15 protein-coding genes are annotated in these 14950 nt (G+C 73.2%); 6 read left to right on the top strand and 9 right to left on the bottom strand.

What is annotated here, in order from left to right:
• The first annotated feature begins 17 nt into the window (after window positions 1–17).
• A complete protein-coding gene (locus AC07F3_RS03600; protein WP_479110034.1) occupies window positions 18–779 on the top strand; it encodes a bestrophin-like domain in 762 nt (253 codons plus the stop codon).
• Window positions 780–992: 213 nt separating this feature from the next.
• Entirely contained in the window at window positions 993–1553 is a 561-nt protein-coding gene (locus AC07F3_RS03595) for a hypothetical protein (protein ID WP_479110032.1), read from the top strand.
• Between the two features lie 172 nt (window positions 1554–1725).
• On the opposite strand, the gene AC07F3_RS03590 is transcribed toward AC07F3_RS03595, so the two are convergent.
• Window positions 1726–2217 (bottom strand): hypothetical protein, encoded by a 492-nt coding sequence (locus tag AC07F3_RS03590; RefSeq protein ID WP_479110030.1) that lies wholly within the window; start codon window positions 2215–2217, stop codon window positions 1726–1728.
• 330 nt (window positions 2218–2547) lie between these two features.
• Between AC07F3_RS03590 and AC07F3_RS03585 the strand changes: the two genes are divergently transcribed.
• Window positions 2548–3207, top strand: coding sequence for a class F sortase (locus AC07F3_RS03585; RefSeq protein ID WP_479110028.1), 660 nt, complete (start codon window positions 2548–2550; stop codon window positions 3205–3207).
• 43 nt (window positions 3208–3250) lie between these two features.
• Here the strand turns inward: AC07F3_RS03585 and AC07F3_RS03580 are convergent, their stop codons facing one another.
• Both AC07F3_RS03580 and lysX read right to left on the bottom strand, forming a co-directional pair.
• Entirely contained in the window at window positions 3251–4096 is an 846-nt protein-coding gene (locus AC07F3_RS03580; protein WP_479110026.1) for a polysaccharide deacetylase family protein, read from the bottom strand.
• Between the two features lie 127 nt (window positions 4097–4223).
• Complete coding sequence (gene lysX, locus AC07F3_RS03575) at window positions 4224–7496, bottom strand: bifunctional lysylphosphatidylglycerol synthetase/lysine--tRNA ligase LysX (protein WP_479110024.1); 3273 nt, start codon at window positions 7494–7496, stop codon at window positions 4224–4226.
• A gap of 71 nt (window positions 7497–7567) precedes the next feature.
• On the opposite strand from lysX, the gene AC07F3_RS03570 reads away from it, so the two are divergent.
• Complete coding sequence (locus AC07F3_RS03570; RefSeq protein WP_479110022.1) at window positions 7568–8047, top strand: universal stress protein; 480 nt, start codon at window positions 7568–7570, stop codon at window positions 8045–8047.
• A gap of 49 nt (window positions 8048–8096) precedes the next feature.
• On the opposite strand, the gene AC07F3_RS03565 is transcribed toward AC07F3_RS03570, so the two are convergent.
• Window positions 8097–9299 (bottom strand): CapA family protein, encoded by a 1203-nt coding sequence (locus tag AC07F3_RS03565; RefSeq protein ID WP_479110020.1) that lies wholly within the window; start codon window positions 9297–9299, stop codon window positions 8097–8099.
• A gap of 277 nt (window positions 9300–9576) precedes the next feature.
• Here AC07F3_RS03565 and AC07F3_RS03560 point away from each other — a divergent pair, with 277 nt between their 5' ends.
• Window positions 9577–10197 carry a sigma-70 family RNA polymerase sigma factor gene (locus AC07F3_RS03560; protein WP_479110018.1) on the top strand — a complete coding sequence of 207 codons (621 nt, stop codon included), beginning with the start codon at window positions 9577–9579 and terminating at the stop codon, window positions 10195–10197.
• On the opposite strand, the gene AC07F3_RS03555 is transcribed toward AC07F3_RS03560, so the two are convergent.
• Window positions 10098–10304, bottom strand: coding sequence for a zf-HC2 domain-containing protein (locus AC07F3_RS03555; RefSeq protein ID WP_479110603.1), 207 nt, complete (start codon window positions 10302–10304; stop codon window positions 10098–10100). The two genes, AC07F3_RS03560 and AC07F3_RS03555, sit on opposite strands and share 100 nt — an antisense overlap.
• Before the next feature lie 122 nt (window positions 10305–10426).
• Here AC07F3_RS03555 and AC07F3_RS03550 point away from each other — a divergent pair, with 122 nt between their 5' ends.
• Window positions 10427–10918: a hypothetical protein gene (locus AC07F3_RS03550; protein ID WP_479110016.1), complete on the top strand. Its 492-nt coding sequence runs from the start codon at window positions 10427–10429 to the stop codon at window positions 10916–10918.
• Between the two features lie 7 nt (window positions 10919–10925).
• On the opposite strand, the gene AC07F3_RS03545 is transcribed toward AC07F3_RS03550, so the two are convergent.
• From AC07F3_RS03545 to AC07F3_RS03530, 4 genes are read right to left on the bottom strand one after another with little or no spacing between them, the layout of a single operon-like run.
• On the bottom strand, window positions 10926–12107 hold the full coding sequence (locus AC07F3_RS03545; protein WP_479110014.1) for a histidine kinase: 1182 nt from the start codon (window positions 12105–12107) through the stop codon (window positions 10926–10928).
• Window positions 12104–13783 (bottom strand): sodium/solute symporter, encoded by a 1680-nt coding sequence (locus AC07F3_RS03540; RefSeq protein ID WP_479110012.1) that lies wholly within the window; start codon window positions 13781–13783, stop codon window positions 12104–12106. The genes AC07F3_RS03545 and AC07F3_RS03540 overlap by 4 nt, the downstream gene beginning before the upstream one ends.
• A complete protein-coding gene (locus AC07F3_RS03535; RefSeq protein WP_479110010.1) occupies window positions 13780–14157 on the bottom strand; it encodes a hypothetical protein in 378 nt (125 codons plus the stop codon). Before AC07F3_RS03535 ends, AC07F3_RS03540 begins: the two co-directional genes overlap by 4 nt.
• 44 nt (window positions 14158–14201) lie before the next feature.
• Window positions 14202–14948 carry a LytR/AlgR family response regulator transcription factor gene (locus tag AC07F3_RS03530; RefSeq protein ID WP_479110008.1) on the bottom strand — a complete coding sequence of 249 codons (747 nt, stop codon included), beginning with the start codon at window positions 14946–14948 and terminating at the stop codon, window positions 14202–14204.
• Window positions 14949–14950: the final 2 nt, after the last annotated feature.

Here is a 14950-nt window from a genome sequence, read left to right as displayed (position 1 = left end):
TCCCCTGAGAGGTCCCGTTGTCCGACTGGTTCGTCCTGCTCATCGCGATGGCCGCCGCATGCGCCGTCGTCCTCACCATCACCTTGTTCAGCAACCGCCGGATCGCCCCCGACGACGATCCCTCGGGGACCCCGGACGTCATCGAGTACATGACGATGATGATCGGCGTGGTGTACGCCATCGTGCTCGGCCTCGCCATCGCGGGCGTCTGGGAGGGCCGCGGGGCCGCCCAGGCGGACGTCCAGCAGGAGGCGCAGGCCCTGCACGAGATCTCCCAGCGCGTCCAGGTGTACCCGGCGGAGGTCCGCGACCGCACCCGGTCCGACGTCGAGGCGTACGCCTCCTACGTGGTGCACACCGAGTGGAGCCACATGGCCAAGCACGGCGACCTCACCGACGAGAGCGCCCAGAAACTGGAGAAGATCCGCCGCGACGTGACGGACTACCACCCGGCGAACGACTTCGAGCAGCAGGCCTACCAGCCGCTGATCGACCAGGTGGGCGCCGTCGACGCCGCCCGGACCGCCCGCGGGCAGGGAGCGGGCGCCACCATGCCCGGGGTGGTCTGGTTCGGGCTGATCATCGGCGCCCTGGTCACGGTCGGCCTGATCTTCACGTTGCAGATCAGGCGCACCTGGCGGGAGTTGCTGCTCGCCGGGCTCTTCAGCGCCCTCATCGCCTTCCTGCTCTTCCTGATCTGGGACTTCGACGCCCCCTTCGGCCGGGGCATCTCCGCGACGGCGGGCCCATTCCTGGACCTGTTCCCCAGCATCGGCTGACGCCCTCCCGGCCCCGCGCGCCGCATCCCCAGGCCCCGCCGTCCGCACCGGCGGGGCCTTCGCTCGTCCGGGCGGGGGACCACGATGCCCCATTCGCCGGACACCGATCGCGACACGCCGAGTCACCTCCTAGCGTTTCGGGCATCGAGGTGCATCTCCCCCCATATGTGGAATCGGTTCCGCAGCTGCCCCTCGGGGACCGGAGGATTGACCATGGGCGCGATACGCATCGCCTCCACCGCGCTGCTCGGCGCTGCCGCCCTCTCGCTCGCCGCGCCCGCTGCGACGGCGGCCGAGGCCGGCGCCAACGGAAGCAACATCACGTCGTTCGGTTTCAGCGTGACTCCCTCGGTGATCGCGCCCGGCGGTCAGGTCACGCTGAACGTTACGGGCTGCGACCGCGATGCCACGGCGTCCTCCGGTGTCTTCGACACCGTCACGATCCCCCGCGACAGCTCCCGGAACGCCACCGTCGACCTGGACGCCAAACGCGGCGCCTCCTACACCGTGACGTTCGCCTGCGGCGGCGAGCGGGGCACCTCGCAGCTGACCATCACCGGCGGTGTGCCGACCACCAGTTCCACCGTGCGCCCCACCGTCCGCCCCACCGTCCCACCGACCACCGCCCCGCTCGGCGTCCGCGGCGGCCTCGGCGGCAGCGTGAGCGACGGTCTGGACCCGATCGAGCTCGCGGCGGGCGCAGTGCTCGTCGCGGTGGCCGGCGGCGGCACGATCTACTTCCTGTGGCGGCGCCGGGCCGACGGCCGGCACTGAGCACCCCGTGGGACGGGACGCGGGGCTCCGACCGCGCTGATCACCCTGCGCGAGCGCAGGGCTTCGCGCGGGGGCCGGGACGTGGCCGTGGCGCCCGCACCCGTCGCCCCCGAGTCCTGGCCGGGACTCGGGGGCGAGAGGCCGATGGGGTCGTTCCGGGAGGTTCGTCCGGTCAGACCCGCACGCTCTGGCGCCGGCGGCGGGCGACGAACAGCGCACCGCCGATCGCGGCCGTACCGGCGAGGGCGCCGCCGACCGTCATCTCGGTGTCGCTCGGGCCCGCGGCGCCGCCGAGGCCGCCGTCGGCGCCCAGGCCCTCGAGGACCCGGAAGCTGCGCGTCGCCACGCGGTCGTTGTCGTTGCACTTGACCGCCAGGCTGTACTCGCCCGGCGTCGCGTGGTCGTGGATCCGCGCGGTCGCGAAGTTGATGTCGCCCGACGACAGGTGGACCTCGTCGAAGGCGTTCGAGCTGACTCTGCCGCCGCTGCGGCAGCCCCGGGCGGTGATGCTCAGGGTGGCGCCTTGGTGGACCCGGGAGGGGTCGACGTCGACGCTGGTCGGCCCGCCGCCGGACGGCGGACCCCCCGCGAGGGCGGCCGGCGCGGCGAATCCGACCGCGGCGCCGACGGCCAGCGCCACCGATAGAGCGCGTGAAGCACGCATCGTTGAACCTCCATGGGAGGACGCCCCGGAGCCGTGCCCCGGGATGATCGACGAGTACGCCTCCCACACGAACCCTCACCGCCACTCATACAAGCCGCATTTCGGTACTCATCCACCCTGGTGAACCGCGGGCCTCCGGCGCGGCCCGAAATCTGACGGACCCGCAGGTCACAGACCGTCAGATCTTTTCCGCCGCGGCGGTACCCGGATGGCCCAGGCCCGCTGGACCCGGCACCCGTTCGCCGCTCTGCGATCGCCCGGCGGGCGCGCCGACCGTACGGTGCTCGAAGGCGCGCTGAGGGTGGACGGCGAAGGAGTTGACGAAGAGACATGGCGCACGAAGAGAGCGGCATGGGGCGGCGCAGGCGCTCCCCGTGGGGGGCCCTGGCCCTGGTGATGCTGACCGGCGTCGCGCTGATGCGCAACGGCGCGGACGCGACGATGGGGCCGCCGCAGCCCGCCGCGGCGGCGGCGCCGGCCAGCACCTCGCAGGCCGGGGCCGCGCCGTCGCCCGCCGCCGAGGTCGAGCCGCTGCCCTTCGCCCCGGCCTCCCGGGTGCGGATCGAATCGATCAACGTGAACGCGCCGATCATGGACGTCGGCACCGATGCCCAGGGCTGGGTGCAGGCGCCGCCGCCCCAGGACCCGAACCTGGCCGGCTGGTACCAGAACGGCGTGGCCCCGGGCATGCGCGGCACGGCGGTGGTCGTGGGCCACGTGGACAACATGAAGGGGCCGGCCGTCTTCTACGGGCTCGGCTCGCTCCAGAAGGGCAACCACATCGAGGTGGACCGCTTCGACGGCCGCACCGCGGTGTTCGAGGTGTACGGCGTCGAGGTCTTCGACAAGGCCACCTTCCCGGGTGCCCGGGTGTACGGCGACACCGGGCACCCGGAACTCCGGGTGATCACGTGCGGCGGAGGCTTCTCCAGGGGCCGCGGCTACGACGGGAACGTGGTGGCCTTCGCGCGCCTCGTGTCCGTCAAGTAGGACCGGGGCGGCCGCGCGGCCGCCAAAAGAAGCGCCCCGGGGTTCATCTGCGCCGGGGCGGCACCTTCAACTGGTAGCCCTCGGCTAGGAGTTGGGGCAGATAGGTGCGCAGGGCCGCGACGCTCTGCGAGCGGTCGCCGCCCGCGTCGTGCGAGAGCACCACGACGCCGGGCGCGGCCCCGTCCAGGACCCGGCGGATGATGGTCGGGGTGCCGGGCGTCGTCCAGTCGAGGGTGTCGACGGTCCAGGCGAGCGGCTCCATGCCCATCTCGGCCTGGATCTCGAAGACATTGCGGTTCCACGCCCCGTACGGCGCCCGGAACCACTGCGGCGCCTCGCCGATGGTCTGCTCGATGACCTCGCTGGTGCGGCCGATCTCCGAGCGGATCATGGCGGGGGCCGTCTTGTTGAGCTGCGGGTGGGTCCAGGTGTGGTTGCCGACGACGTGCCCGTCGTCCTGCATCTCGCGCAGCAGGTCCCGGTTGTCGGTGGCCATCTCGCCGCACAGGAAGAACACGGCGCGTACGTCGTGCTCGCGCAGGGTCTTCAGGATGCCCGGGGTGTAGCGCGGGTCGGGCCCGTCGTCGAAGGTGAGCACCATGGAGCGCTCCCCCAGCTCCGGCATGCTCAGGAACGGTCTGGTCCGTACCGGGGGCAGCGCGGTGTGATAGCGCGGCGGGGTGTAGGCGGTCATGGGTTCCAGCCGGTACGCGCTGGGCCTCAGCGGCGGCGCGGCGGCGCGGGGTCCGGCGGCCGGTGCCGCCCGGGGCGCGGTCGCCGGGGCGACACTGTCCTCGGTGGTGAGCATGCGTACCGCGGCGGCGGCGCCGAGGCAGGCGGTGACGCGCAGCAGCGTCCGCCGACTGGGGACCATCTGATCCCTTTTCATGACATGCGGCTTTTGTTCGTCATGGCGGAAGATTAGGACCCCGGATCGCCACGAGGCCGACGAAACGTCAGCACCCGCGCGACACGAGCACGAATGGAGCCACCCGGCGGAACCGGTCCGAGCGCCCTCAGCCGCGGCGGACCAGCGGGAAGGGCAGGGTCTCGCGGATGGTGAGGCCGGTGAGGAACATGACGAGCCGGTCCACGCCGATGCCGAGGCCGCCGGTGGGCGGCATCGCGTATTCGAGCGCGTCGAGGAAGTCCTCGTCGATCTCCATCGCCTCCGGATCGCCGCCCGCCGCGAGCAGCGACTGCGCGGTGAGCCTGCGGCGCTGCTCGATGGGGTCGGTCAACTCCGAGTAGGCGGTGCCCAGTTCGGTGCCGAACGCGACGAGGTCCCAGCGTTCGGCGAGCCGCGCGTCGGTGCGGTGCTGGCGGGTCAGCGGGGAGACCTCGGTCGGGAAGTCCTTGTAGAAGGTGGGCAGCGTCGTCCGCTCCTCGACGAGCCGCTCGTACATTTCGAGGACCACGTCGCCCCGCGTGTTGTCCGGGGTGTGCGGCACCCCGGCGCGGTCGCAGAGGCGGCGCAGCCGCTGCTCGTCGGTGTCGGCGCCGATCTCCTCGCCGAGCGCCTCCGACACCGCTCCGTACAGCGTCTTGACCGGCCAGGGCCCGGAGATGTCGTGCTCCACGACCCTGCCGTCCGGCCCGGCCTTGCGGGCGACGGGGGCGCCGAAGGCGGCGGTGGCCGCGCTCTGGATCAGTTCGCGGGTGAGGTCGAGCATCACGTCGTAGTCGGCGTACGCCTGGTAGGCCTCCAGCATCGTGAACTCGGGGTTGTGCTTGTAGGAGACGCCCTCGTTGCGGAAGGTGCGGCCCATCTCGAAGACCTTCTCCACGCCGCCGACGCAGAGCCGTTTCAGATACAGCTCGGGGGCGATGCGCAGATACAGGTCGAGGTCGTAGGCGTTGATGTGGGTGGTGAAGGGGCGGGCGTTGGCGCCGCCGTGGATCTGCTGGAGCATCGGCGTCTCGACCTCCAGATAGCCCCGGTCCAGGAGGCCCTGGCGCAGCGCCTGGACGGCGGTGGAGCGGGCCCGGACGACGTCGCGGGCCTCGGGGCTCGCCACCAGGTCGAGGTAGCGCCGTCGGACCCGGGCCTCGGGGTCGGCGAGTCCGCGCCGCTTGTCGGGCAGCGGGCGCAGGCACTTGGCGGTCATCTGCCACGCGGTGGCGAAGAGCGAGAACTCCCCCTTGTCGCTGGTGCCGGTCGTGCCGGTGGCACTGACGTGGTCGCCGAGGTCGACGTCGCGGGCGAACCGGTCGAGGACGGCCTCGCCCGCGTTCTCGCGCGTGAGGGCCAGTTGCAGGTCTCCGGACCAGTCGCGCAGGACGGCGAAGACGACGCCGCCGAAGTCGCGCACGGCCATGACGCGGCCGGCCACCGTGGCCCCCGCCCCCTCGCCCGCCGCCCTGAGCTGCGCCAGGGTGTGCGTGCGGGCCGGGATGACGACGGGGTAGGGCTCGGTGCCGTCCGCGCGCAGCCGGTCCAGTTTCCGGTGGCGGACCCTTACCTGCTCCGGGAGTTGACGCTCCGTCGCCTCGGTGGCGCCGGGTCCGCTGAGGCCGAGGGCCTCGATGGAGGGCAGCCCGGCGGTCGTGACGGGCTTGGTCACGCCCTTCGGGGACCGGCCCTTGCCCCAGAGCTTGCGCAGGCTGGGTACGGAGACGAAGCCCTCGGCGATGCCGGACGCGAGGCCGACCCGGGCCAGCGAGCCGGCGTCGCCGTAGCAGAGGAAGCGGGGGTACCACTGCGGCTGGTACTTCACGTTGGAGCGGTAGAGGGCTTCCAGCTGCCACCACTTGGAGAAGAAGAGCAGCAGTTTGCGCCACAGCCGCAGCACCGGGCCCGCGCCGATGCGGGCGCCCTCCTCGAAGGCCGAACGGAACACCGCGAAGTTGAGGGAGATCCGGCGCACCCCCAACTTCGGCGCGGTGGCGCACAGTTCGGCCACCATGAACTCCATCACGCCGTTGGGCGCGCTGCGGTCGCGCCGCATCAGGTCGAGCGAGATGCCGTCCGGGCCCCAGGGCACGAAGGACAGCAGCGCGATCAGCTTGCCGTCGGCGTCGAAGGCCTCCACCAGCAGGCAGTCGCCGTCGGCCGGGTCGCCGAGCCGGTCGAGCGCCATCGAGAAGCCGCGCTCGGTCTCGGTGTCGCGCCAGGCGTCGGCCCGGTCGATGATCTGCTGCATCTCCTCGTCGGTCAGCGCCGAGTGGCGCCGGATCCGGGTGGTGGCCCCGGTGCGCGCGACCCGGCGGACGGCCTGGCGGGTGACGCGCATGTCGCGCCCGTCGAGGTCGAACCTGGCGACGTGCAGGATCGCCTCGTCGCCGAGCTGGATGGCGCCGAGGCCGTGCCGCGCGTACACGGTGGCGCCCTCTTCGGAGGCGCCCATCACGGCGGGCGCCCAGGCGTACTGGCGCGCGATGTCGAGCCAGGCGTCGATGGCCGGGCCCCACGCCCCGCTGTCGCCCACGGGGTCGCCGCTGGCGAGCGCCACGCCCGCCTCGACGCGGTAGGTGACGGCGGCCTTGCCGTTCGGCGAGAAGACCACCGCCTTGTCGCGGCGGGTGGCGAAGTAGCCCAGCGAGTCCTGGTGGCCGTACGCCCCGAGCAGGGCCCGGATGCGCGGCTCCTCGTCGCCGTGCAGGGCTGCCTCCATGCGCTGCGAGCGGAACAGCGTGGAGGCGGCGGTCAGCAGGGCGACCGCGCCGAAGAGGCCGAGGAAGAAGTAGAGGGGCTTGGGCGGCCGCCCGTCGAACTGGCCGTTGGAGACCAGCCCGCCGAAGACCCGGTTGGTGGCCCACAGCAGGCGCTGGCCGCGCGGCAGGGTGTCCGGGAACAGCTCGACGAGCCCCCAGCCGACCAGGACGCCCGCCGCGAGCCCGAGGCAGAGCACCCCGACCGCGCGGCGGAAGGCGCCCCGGCGCGTCTGAGCGTAGAACTGCTTGCGGGCCAGGATCAGCACCACCAACGAGGCGCCGCAGAACACCCCGTTGGGGATCCACGCCCACTCGGCGACGACGATCAGCAGCACGTCGAGGAGGAACAGCAGCCCCAGGTAGACGACGACCAGCCACCAGGCGACCTTCTTGCGGGCGCCGATCGCGGCCGCGAGCAGCAGCAGGAAGACGGCGTACGCGAGGTTGGCGCTGACCGGCACCGTGACCCGGTCGAGGAACCAGGAGACCGGGTAGAGCAGCCTGCGCAGCGGCGGGACGAGCGCGATGACGCCGCAGAACAGCCCGAGCACGCCGAAGAACATCGCGAACGCTTCGGGCGCCCGCCCGAGGAAGCCGGTCCGGGACGGTATCGGAGCCGTCTCGCTGACAGTCATGCTCAGCACTCTAGGGAGGCGGGCGCCGGGCCGCCTGTCGGAGGCGGCACCCGGCCGGTTAGCCTTCGAACGTGACAGAGCAGCAGCCCCAGTCCCACCCTGAGTCCCAGCGATTCGAACGCGGTACCGACGGTCCGAAGGTGATCGTCGCCGGCGTCGACGGCTCGGACTCCTCGCTCCGGGCCGCGGCGTACGCCAGCGGTCTGGCCCGGCGGCAGAACGCCCTGCTCGCCCTCGTGTACGTCCAGCCCGTGATGCCGGCCGGCGCCGCGCTCGGCGCGCCCGTCGCCGACACCACCGGGGAGATCGCCGAGGGCCTGGTCGCGGAGATCAGAGCGGCCGCCGAGCGGGTCCGGGGGATCTGGGACGTCCGCTGGGAGTTCCACACCTTCCGCGGCGACCCCTACTCCGGACTGGTGACCGCGGCCGACGAGCTCACGGCGGACGCGGTCGTGGTGGGCGCGTCGGAGTCCGCGGGCCACCGGATCGTGGGCTCGGTGGCCGTGCGGCTGGTGAAGGCGGGCCGCTGGCCGGTCACCGTGGTGCCGTAGCCCCCGGCCCGCTCCGGCCGCGGGCCGCGCGGCCCGGGCGCCGTCCCGCTCAGCGCGACATCGTCAGCCCGTCCTTCGCGGCGCCCCGGCCGAGGACCGCCTCACGAATGTGGTCCTGGGCCTCGGTGTAGTCCTCGCGGCCGGGCGACTTCGCGAGCGCCTCGGGCAGGCTCAGCACGCGGCCGCGCTCCACGTCGATCCACTGCGGGACGAACTCGGCCTTGCTGACCTCCCACCGCGCCCCGGCCCTGACCGGCGGAGCGAAGGTGAAGCGGGCGATGGAGCTCATGTTGCCCCGGTCGTCGCGCGCGCCCGTCTCGTTGAACATCTCGCCCGCGATCTGGTCGCCCTCGCCGTAGACGATCCAGGTCCCGTTGACCTTCTCGTACGCCTGCGGGATGTGCGCGTGGGTGCCGAGGATCAGGTCGATGTCGGGGCGGCCGTTCGTCTTCGAGGCGGTGAGCGCCTTGCCGAGGGTGAGCTGCTGCTCGTCGGGCTCGGTCTGCCACTCGGTGCCCCAGTGGAGGCTGACGACCACGATGTCGGCACCCGCGGCGCGGGCCGCCCGGGCATCCGCGATGATCTTCTTCTGGTCGATGAGGTGGACCGCCCAGGGCTGCCCGTCCGGCATCGGGTAGCCGTTGGTGTCGTAGGTGTAGGCGAGCTGGGCGACCCTGGCACCGCCCGCCGTCAGCAGCGCGGGCGACGCCGACTCCTTCGCGGTGCGGCCGGACCCGGTGTGCCGCAGGCCCGCCTTGTCGAAGGCCGTCAGGGTGTGGGCGATCCCGTCGGCGCCGTCGTCCAGGGTGTGGTTGGAGGCGGTGGAGCAGGAGTCGTACCCGGCGTCCTTGAGCGCGGCGGCCACCTGCGGCGGCGAGGTGAAGGCGGGGTAGCCGGTGAAGGGCCCCTCGTCGCCGCCGTACACCGTCTCCATGTGACAGATCGCCAGATCGGCCCGGGAGATGATCGGCTTGACGCCTGCGAGCATCGGCCGGAAGTCGTAACCGACGCCCCCGGCATCGGAGTTGGCGCGCTCGATGGTCGAGTCGTGCGGGAGCACGTCACCGGTGGCGACCAGGGTGAAGGGGTGCTGGGCGGCGCCGGCTCCGGAGGCCGGGGAGCGCCGGGTGTCCTGGTGGTGCGGCGGCTGGGCGCCGGGAGTAGGCCCGCTGCCGCATCCCGCGGTGGCCGCGAGCAGGAGGGCCGCGACGGCCGCCGTCCTTCGTCGTGTGCGCTGGGTCGGCTGGTGCATCGGGCTCCGTTGATCGAGTGCCGGTGTCTGTCCGAAATCCACCGTCCAAGAACCGGTCAGTCAAGACGAAAAGCCGCTTATCTCCATCAAAATCGCTGAAACGGACGCAGTCGAGCCGCCCCGACCGGCGTCGGCGCCGGTCGGGGCGCGCTCGGCGCACCATTCACCGCTCGGTTCGACCGCTCGTCGCACCGAGCGGTGCGGCGCCTGTCCCCGCCCGCCCGGATGCGCTCGGATACGGCTGCGAGCAAGGCGATCCGGGGAAAGGGCGTGCAGCGTGACGACGGCGGGCGCGGACATCCGGCGGTACGCCCGGGAGCGGGATCTGGCCGAGCTGCAACGCGCGCACGGGCCGGCCCTGCTGCACTTCCTGCTCGGGCTGACCTACGGCGACCGCCAGCGCGCCGAGGACCTCGTGCAGGAGACCCTGGTGCGGGCCTGGCAGCACCCCGAGGCCTTCGAGGCGCCGTACTGCTCGATGCGGCCCTGGCTGTTCACCGTCGCGCGGCGCCTCGCCATCGACGCCCGCCGCAGCCGCCTCGCCCGCCCCGCCGAGGTCGGCGACGAGGCCCTGCTCGCCACCGCGGAATCCGGCGACCACACCGAGCGCTGCGCCGTCGCGCTCGACGTCCGCACGGCCGTGAGGTCGCTCACACCCGAACACCGGGCGGTCCTTGTGCAGTTGTACTTCCGCGGCCTGAGCGTTGCGGAAGCGGCCGATGTGCTCGGCGTTCCTCCTGGGACCGTCAAGTCCCGTTCGTACTACGCCCTGCGTGCGCTGGCCCGGGTGCTGCCCGGCTATTCTGCGTCAGGCCCCGAAGGACCCTCCTCGGTGGGCGCCAGGTCCGCCTCGCGGAGCAGGGCGAGCAGCGAGGGCGCGTCGGCGACCTCCAGGTAGGCGGTACGGCACGGCGCGCACCGGCGCAGGTGCGCGGCGACGGTGCGGTCCTCGTCCGGCGCGAGGGCGCCGAGTACGTACGCGCCCAGGAGCTGCCGCACATGCATGAGCACCTCGTGTCTTGTGACGGATCCTGCCCTTCTGGCCACGGCGGGCACGCGCCCCCGGTTCAATGCTCCCTGGAGCTCCCCGGGAGCGCCGGGACGGTCGATGAAAGAGGCGAGACAGGATGCGTCCGGAGGGAAGTAGCGGGACCAGTGGTGGCGAGCTGGTGGTACCGATGGCATGGATGTACGCGGAGTACATCGCGGATGAATTACTGCGTACCGGCGATCTGATGCCGCCGACGACGCTGGAGTTCCGGGCCGGGCGCAATGCCCTCGCCCTGACGATCTTCCTGTCCGACGGGGCGGTCGGCGGGGCCCGGGTGGTGGCCCGGCTCGACGAGTGGAGCTCGCTCACCGCGGCCGGGCGGCCGTGGCGGCGCTGGGTCTGCTCGCGGCTGCGCCGACTGGCCGATCAGGACGCGGGCCCCGACGTGGAGATGGCGCGGGCCGCGTGGCGGTGGCTGGAGGAGACCGAGCTGCTCGCGGCGGATCTGGACGCGGTGGTGCCGGGCGGCATCGACCTGCGCGAGGACCAGGAGGACGAACCCCGGGTGTGGACGCCGGCCTGGGAACTCGGCCTGCCGCTCGGGCACTTGGCGATCCACCTCTTCTGACTTTACGTCAGCTGTGGACACAGGCCCGGTACTTGGGGATGCGCGCCGTCACCTTCATGCCCGCCCCGAGGCCCGTCTCGATGACCAGGCCGTACGCGTCGCCGTACACCTGCCGCAGCCGTTCGTCGACGTTGAGCAGGCCGATGCCGCCCGAGGGGCCGCCGTCGCCGCGCAGGATGCGGCGCAGGCGCTCGGGGTCCATGCCCGCGCCGTCGTCCTCGATGACGACCTCGGCCTCGCTGCCCGCGTCCAGGGCGCTGATGGTGATGCGCCCCGCGGTGACGGCGCCCTCGATGCCGTGCTTGACGGCGTTCTCGACGAGCGGCTGGAGGCACAGGAACGGCAGGGCGACCGGCAGGACCTCGGGGGCGACCTGGAGGGTGACGGAGAGCCGGTCGCCGAAGCGTGCCCGCACCAGCGCCAGGTACTGGTCGATGGAGTGGAGTTCGTCGGCGAGCGTGGTGAAGTCGCCGTGCCTGCGGAACGAGTAACGCGTGAAGTCGGCGAACTCCAGCAGGAGTTCGCGGGCGCGCTCCGGGTCGGTCCGCACGAAGGAGGCGATGGCGGCCAGGGAGTTGAAGATGAAGTGCGGGGAGATCTGGGCGCGCAGGGCCTTGATCTCGGCCTCGATCAACCGGGTGCGGGAGCGGTCGAGTTCGGCGAGTTCCAGCTGGACCGAGACCCAGCGCCCGACCTCCCCCGCCGCGCGCGCGAGGACGGCGGACTCGCGGGGCGCGTAGGCGACCAGCGCGCCGAGCACCCGGTGGTCCACGGTGAGCGGTACGGCCACCGCCCAGCGCAGCGGACAGTCCAGGTCGTCGCAGGACAGCGCGAAAGCCTTGTCGCGGCCGGTGTCGAGCAACCCCCGCAGCAGGTCCATCACTTGGGCGCCGTGGTGCTGCTCCCCCGCGCCGTCCCAGGTCAGGATCGCCTCACGGTCGGTGAGGCAGAGCGCGTCGGTGCCGAGCAGCGAGCGCAGCCCGCGGGCCGCGCGGCGGGCGGCCTCGGCGGTGAGCCCGGCGCGCAGCGGGGGCGCGGCGAGCGACGCGGTGTGCAGCGTCTCGAAGGTGGCGTGCTCGACGGGCGTGCCGACGTCGCTGGTGCCTTTGCGGCGCGCGGCGCGCCGGCCGAGCAGGTACCCGGCGGCCGCGAGCAGCGGGCCGAGGAAGAGCAGGGCGGCCAGGGTCATCGGCGGGCGCCTCCCTCGCGGGCCAGGGCCTCGGGCAGGTGGAAGCGGGTCATCGCGGCGTTGGTGCCGGGCGGGATCCGGCCCGGCGTCGCGAGCGAGACCCCGATCATGGCGAGGAAGCCGACCGGGACCGACCAGAGGGCGGGCCAGGCGAGCAGCGCGTGCGCGAGGCCGGGCGGCACCGCCCCGAGGACGGTGGCGCCGACGGCGAGCAGCGCCGAGCCGCCCCCGAGCAGCAGCCCGGCGGCCGCGCCCGGCGGGGTCAGCCCCCGCCACCAGATGCCGAGGACCAGCAGCGGGCAGAAGGAGGAGGCCGACACCGCGAACGCCATCCCCACCGCGTCGGCCACCGGCACCCCGCTCACAAGCAGCGCGCCGAGCAGCGGTACGGCGATGGCAAGCGGGGTGGCGAGGCGGAAGTGGCGCACTCCGCGCGAGGGCAGCACGTCCTGGGTGAGGACGCCCGCCACCGCCATGGTGAGCCCGGAGGCGGTGGACAGGAACGCGGCGAACGCGCCGCCCGCGACCAGCGCGCCCAGCAGGTCGCCCCCGGCGCCGCCGACCAGCCGCTCCGGGAGCAGCAGCACGGCCGCGTCCGCGTCGCCGGTGAGGGCGAGTTCGGGGGCGTACAGGCGGCCCAGTGCGCCGTAGACGGGCGGCAAGAGATAGAACGCGCCGATCAGGGCGAGGACGACGACGGTGGCGCGGCGGGCCTCGCGGCCGCCCGGGCTGGTGTAGAAGCGCACGACGACGTGGGGCAGGCCCATGGTGCCGAGGAAGGTCGCCACGATGAGCCCGTAGGTGGCGTACAGCGGGTGTTCGGTGCGGGCGGTGCTGCCGGGGACGCGGGTCCCGGCGGCGAGGGCGAGCCGGGTGCCCGCCTCGACGCGATGCTCGCCCGCCGGGAGCGTCAGCTCGTCGCCGTCGTGGCGGCGGCCGTCGAGGATGCCGGTGGCGCGGACGGGCAGCGGCTCGGTCAGGCGCAGGGTCAGGGTGTCGGCGAAGCGGACGCTCTGCTGGTGGCGCAGCGCGGCCGGTTCGTCGTAGACGGGGCGCGGCGCCCCGTCGCCCCGCCAGGCCAGGACCAGGAAGAAGACGGGTATGAGCAGCGCGGTCAGCTTGAGCCAGTACTGGAAGGCCTGCACGAAGGTGATGGAGCGCATGCCGCCGGCGGCGACCGCGAGGACCACGACGGCCGCGACGAGCACCGGCCCGAGCCAGCCCGGGGCCCCGGTGAGGATCTTCAACGTCAGCCCGGCGCCCTGGAGTTGGGGCACCAGATAGAGCCAGCCCGCGCCGACCACGAACACGCTGACCAGCCGGCGCACGGCCCGCGATTCGAGCCTGCCCTCGGCGAAGTCGGGCAGGGTGTAGGCGCCCGAGCGGCGCAGCGGGGCCGCGACGAACAGCAGCAGCACGAGGTAGCCCGCGGTGTAGCCGACCGGATACCAGAGCATGTCGGGGCCCTGGACCAGGACGAGTCCCGCGATGCCTAGGAAGGAGGCGGCGGAGAGGTATTCGCCGCTGATGGCCGCCGCGTTGAGGCCGGGGCCGACCGTGCGCGAGGCGACGTAGAAGTCGGAGGTCGTGCGCGAGATGCGCAGGCCGAACCCGCCGACGAGGACGGTGGCGAGCACGACGGCGGTCACCGCCACCACGGCGTACGTCTGGCTCACAGGGCGCGGCGGCCTTCCGGGGGGCGGTCGGCCACCAGGCGGGCGAAGTCGCGCTCGTTGCGCTCGGCGGTGCGCACGTACCACCAGGCGATGAGGCCGAGCGGCGGGTAGAGGGCGAAGCCGAGCACGCACCAGGTGACGGCGTCGTCGTCCAGGGCGCGGAAGGCCAGCGGCAGGGTGGCCACGGTCAGGGCGAGGACGGCGAACCCGCTGAGCGCCGCCCGGAGTTGGCCGCGCATCAGGGAGCGCACGTAGGCGCCGCCGAGCGCGGTCTGCTCGTCGATCTCGGACTGGGCGCGGTGGCGCGGCAGCGGGCGGACCCTCCTCGGCTCCCCCGTGACCGTCTCCCGCCGCGCGGCCTGCTCTGCGGACATGGCGCGGAGTGTACGCAGCACATCCCGGCTCGGGGAAGGCCAGGTCAGCGGCTGGTGCGCCGCAGCAGGCGGTCCCGTACCGTGCGGGCGTGGCGTCGGCTCACGGGGAGTTCGGCGTCGCCGACCCGCACGCTCATGCTGCCCGCGTCGAGGCGGAGTTCGTCGATCCGGTCCAGCGCGACGAGGTGGCTGCGGTGGATCCGCACGAACCCGCGGGCGCGCCAGCGCTCCTCCAGGGTGGACAGCGGGATGCGGACCAGGTGGCTGCCGCGGGCGGTGTGCAGCCGGGCGTAGTCGCCCTGGGCCTCGGCGTACGCGATGTCGCCGACGGGCAGGAAGCGGGTGACGCCGCCCAGTTCGACGGGTATCTGGTCGGGTTCCTGGACGCTCGCGGCGCGGCCGCCGACGAGCTCGGCGACCCGGCGGACCGCCTCGGCGAGCCGCTCCCCGCGGACGGGCTTGAGGACGTAGTCGACGGCCTTCAGGTCGAAGGCCTGGACGGCGAAGCCCTCGTGGGCGGTGACGAAGACGATCAGCGGCGGCCGGGCGAACCCGGCGAGCAGCCGCGCGATGTCGAGTCCGGTGAGCCCGGCCATGTGGATGTCGAGGAACACCACGTCGACGCCCCGCTCATGGTCCTCGCCCGCTTCGAGGGCGGCGCCGATGAGCCGCAGCGCCTCGGTGGCGCCGGTGGCGCCGGTGGCCGAGCGGACCCGCGGGTCGGAGCGCAGCAGGTAGAGGAGTTCTTCGAGGGCGGGGGCCTCGTCGTCGACCGCCAGTACGCGCAGCATGG

It is taken from the genome of Streptomyces sp. NPDC045846, assembly GCF_056431605.1.
This window is presented reverse-complemented; position numbering and strand designations above follow the sequence as displayed.

Bases quoted from the DNA above. Each gene is read 5' to 3' on its own strand.
- AC07F3_RS03595 (WP_479110032.1), top strand. From the start codon at position 993: ATGGGCGCGATACGCATCGCCTCCACCGCGCTGCTCGGCGCTGCCGCC.
- AC07F3_RS03550 (WP_479110016.1), top strand. From the start codon at position 10,427: ATGCGTCCGGAGGGAAGTAGCGGGACCAGTGGTGGCGAGCTGGTGGTA.
- AC07F3_RS03530 (WP_479110008.1), bottom strand. From the start codon at position 14,948: ATGCTGCGCGTACTGGCGGTCGACGACGAGGCCCCCGCCCTCGAAGAA.
- AC07F3_RS03585 (WP_479110028.1), top strand. From the start codon at position 2,548: ATGGCGCACGAAGAGAGCGGCATGGGGCGGCGCAGGCGCTCCCCGTGG.
- AC07F3_RS03535 (WP_479110010.1), bottom strand. From the start codon at position 14,157: ATGTCCGCAGAGCAGGCCGCGCGGCGGGAGACGGTCACGGGGGAGCCG.
- AC07F3_RS03545 (WP_479110014.1), bottom strand. From the start codon at position 12,107: ATGACCCTGGCCGCCCTGCTCTTCCTCGGCCCGCTGCTCGCGGCCGCC.
- AC07F3_RS03565 (WP_479110020.1), bottom strand. From the start codon at position 9,299: ATGCACCAGCCGACCCAGCGCACACGACGAAGGACGGCGGCCGTCGCG.
- AC07F3_RS03555 (WP_479110603.1), bottom strand. From the start codon at position 10,304: ATGCATGTGCGGCAGCTCCTGGGCGCGTACGTACTCGGCGCCCTCGCG.
- lysX (WP_479110024.1), bottom strand. From the start codon at position 7,496: ATGACTGTCAGCGAGACGGCTCCGATACCGTCCCGGACCGGCTTCCTC.
- AC07F3_RS03590 (WP_479110030.1), bottom strand. From the start codon at position 2,217: ATGCGTGCTTCACGCGCTCTATCGGTGGCGCTGGCCGTCGGCGCCGCG.
- AC07F3_RS03580 (WP_479110026.1), bottom strand. From the start codon at position 4,096: ATGAAAAGGGATCAGATGGTCCCCAGTCGGCGGACGCTGCTGCGCGTC.